Source organism: Kitasatospora sp. NPDC091257 (genome assembly GCF_044757675.1).
Lineage (GTDB): Bacteria > Actinomycetota > Actinomycetes > Streptomycetales > Streptomycetaceae > Kitasatospora > Kitasatospora lactacystinica.
Genome location: NZ_JBIVVI010001056.1, coordinates 1 through 3,228 on the forward strand (window position 1 = coordinate 1; position 3,228 = coordinate 3,228).

Annotated in this window: 1 protein-coding gene; it reads right to left on the bottom strand. The window is 77.0% G+C overall.

Going from position 1 to position 3,228, the window contains the following annotated elements:
- Positions 1-3,228 (bottom strand): beta-ketoacyl synthase N-terminal-like domain-containing protein (locus tag ACIQOV_RS34220; protein WP_401054693.1); only part of this gene is annotated, 3,228 nt, incomplete at both ends.

Consider the following 3,228-nt stretch of genomic DNA (forward strand, 5'->3'; position numbering starts at 1 on the left):
GCCTCGGCCGCGCTCACCGCCCTGGTGCCGCTGGCCATCGTCTGCGGCACCCTCGTCGTCCGCCTGGGCGGTGACGGGCGCGTCCTGCGGCAGGGCGAGGAAGGCGGTGAAGGACACGCCCTGCAGCGTCCGGGGCCCGTCACCGGCGACCTCGCGGACGGCCGCGTCGGCCCACTCCGTCATCGCGGCGGCGGGCAGCACCGGCCGCCCGGCCACCCGGTGCTCGTCGAGGTACCACGGCTGCCCGGCGGTCAGCGTGCGGGAGAACCAGTGGCTCCCGGCACCGGCCAGCTCGACCGGCGCGCCGAGCAGCGGGTGCCGTCCGTCGCCGCCGTCGGTGAACCAGTGCCGGGTCGGGGCGAGCGGGTGGCCCGGCAGCGGGACCGGCAGCGGCGGCCGGCCGTGCTCCCCGTCCCGGTCCCGCAGGACCCCGGCCCAGTCGACCCGTCCGCCCCGGACGTACCACTCGGCCAGCCCGCGCCGGAAGCGGTGGTCGTCGGTGTCGTCCCGGTGCAGGGTCGGCAGGCCGACGGCGTCGGTGAGCACGGCCTCGACGAGCGGACCGAGCACCGGGTGCGGCCCGCACTCGACGACGGTGGTGCAGCCGAGCGCGGCCAGGGCGGCCAGGCAGTCGCCGAACCGCACCGGTTCGAGCGCGTGCCGGGCGTAGTAGGCGGCCGAGAACTCCCGCTCGACGGCGCCGGTCAGGTTCGCCACCACGGGGATCCGGGGGGTGCGGAAGTCGACCGTCGCGGCGATCCGCTCGAACCGCGCGACCGGCCCCTCCATCAGCGGCGAGTGGAACGCCCGGGTGCCGTGCAGCCGGGTGACCTTCGCGCCCCGCCGCTCCCAGTCGGCCGCCAGGTCGGCGGCCGCCCGCTCCGCGCCCGAGACCACCACGTCCTCGGGCCCGTTGAGGGCCGCGAGCACCACCGAACGGTCCTCGGGAAGGTCCGCGCACAGCTGCGCGACCAGCTCGCGGCCGGCGTGGACCGCGTACATCGACCCGGCCTCCGCCAGCTCCTGCATCAGGCCGGCGCGGGCGACCACCAGCCGGACGGCGTCGGGCAGGCTCAGCACGCCGGCGACGCAGGCCGCCACGTACTCGCCGAGGCTGTGCCCGGCCACGGCGTCGGGCCGCACCCCGCAGGCGCGCCACAGCTCGGCCAGCGCGTAGTCCACGGCGAACAGGGCCGGCTGGGCGAACTCGGTCCGTTCCAGGTCCAGCCGCGGGCCCGGGGCGTCGCACAGCGTCGGCAGCAGGGAGACGCCGAGCTCCGCGCGCACCAACGCGTCGACCTCGTCGAGCGCCGTGCGGAAGGCCGCGTGCCCGAAGTACAGCGCCTTGGCCATCCCGGGGTACTGCGCGCCCTGGCCGGTGAACACGAAGGCCACCGGCCCGGGACCGCCGCCGTGCGCGACGCCGTGCACCACCGCGGGGGACGGCAGGCCGTCGCGGTACGCCTCCAGGGCCTCCGCGGCCTCCCGGTTCGACCGGGCCAGCACGGCGAGCCGGTGGTCGTGGTGCTGGCGCCGGGCGCCCGCCGTGTGGACCAGCGCGCTCCACGCCGGGGCGGCGCCGCTCTCCCCCGCCAGCACCCCGGCGTAGTCGGCGGCCAGCCGGCGCAGGGCGGGCCCGCTCTTCGCCGAGACCGGGAGGAAGGACCACTCGCCGCCCTCCGCGGCCTCCACCCGGGCCCGCCGGGCCGGCGCGCCGGAGAGGATCACATGGGCGTTGGTGCCGCCGAAGCCGAAGGAGCTGACCGCCGCCGCCCGGGCGGGGCCCTCGGGCCAGTCCGTCGTCGAGCGCGGGATCCGCAGCCGGGAACCGTCCAGCCCGATCAGCGGGTTGACCGTGTCGACGTGCAGGGAGGCCGGGATCCGCCGGTGCTCCAGGCAGAGCACCGCCTTGATCAGGCCGGCCATGCCCGCCGCGGCCTCCAGGTGGCCGATGTTGCTCTTCACCGAGCCGACGTGGAGGTCCGGGCCGGCCGACTCCCCGTACACGGCGCGCAGCGCGCCCATCTCGATCGGGTCGCCGAGCCGGGTGCCGGTGCCGTGGGCCTCGACGTAGCCGACCTCCTCCGCGGTCCGGCGGGCGGACCGCAGGGCCGCCCGCAGCACGGCCTCCTGGGACGGCCCGTTCGGCGCGGTCAGCGTGCTGCTGCGCCCGTCGGAGGAGACGGCCGAACCCTCGACCAGGGCGCGGATCCGGTCGTCGGCGGCGACCGCGTCGGACGCCCGCCGGAGCACCACGACACCGCAGCCCTCGCCGCGCACGTAGCCGTCCGCCGCCGCGTCGAAGGTCTTGCACCGGCCGTCCGGCGCGAGCATGCCCGCCTCGGTGAAGACCGTGGTCGGCCCCGGGTCCAGGAGCAGGTTGACACCGGCCACGACGGCGAGGTCGCACTCGCCGAGCCGCAGGCTGGTGCACGCCTGGTGGAGGGCCACCAGGGAGGACGAGCAGGCCGTGTCCACCACCTGGCTGGGGCCGCGCAGGTCCCACAGGTAGGAGATCCGGTTGGCCGCGATGCTCGACGCGTTGCCGGTCCCGTCGTGGGCCGTGACCGGGACGCCGGCCCGGGCCTGGAGCCGGCCGTAGTCGTTGGTGCTGATCCCGACGAAGACGCCCGTACGGCCCCCGGCCAGCGCCTGCGGGTCCGCCCCGGCGTCCTCCAGGGCCTGCCACACCGTGGTCAGCAGCAGCCGCTGCTGCGGGTCCGTCCGGCGGGCCTCGTCGCGGGAGACACCGAAGAAGGCCGCGTCGAACTCCTCGGCCCCGTCGACGAATCCGCCCCGGCCCGGCTCCCCGTGCTCCAGCCGGTAGCCGAGCAGACGGCGGTGCGCCGGGACCTCGGTCACCGCGTCCCGGCCGTCCAGCAGCAGCTGCCAGAACGCCTCGACGTCCTGGGCACCGGGCATCCGGCAGGCCATGCCGACGACGGCGATCGCCTCGCGGTCGTCGGCCGCCCCGGCGGATCCGGCCCGCTCGGTCCGGTCCGTCCTGTCGGTCCGCTCGGTCTTGTCGGTCTTGTCGGTCTTGTCGGCCTTGTCGGTCGGCCCGGTCCGGTCGCCCGTGAGCGCGGCGGCCAGCGCCGCGACGGTGGGGTGGTTGTAGAGATCCTTGGCGTCGACCGGGGCGCCGAGCCAGGCCCGGAGGTCGGCGGCGAGTCCGGCGATCCCCGCGGAGTCGAGCCCGAAGGAGCCGAAGGGGGCGTCCTGCGGGAC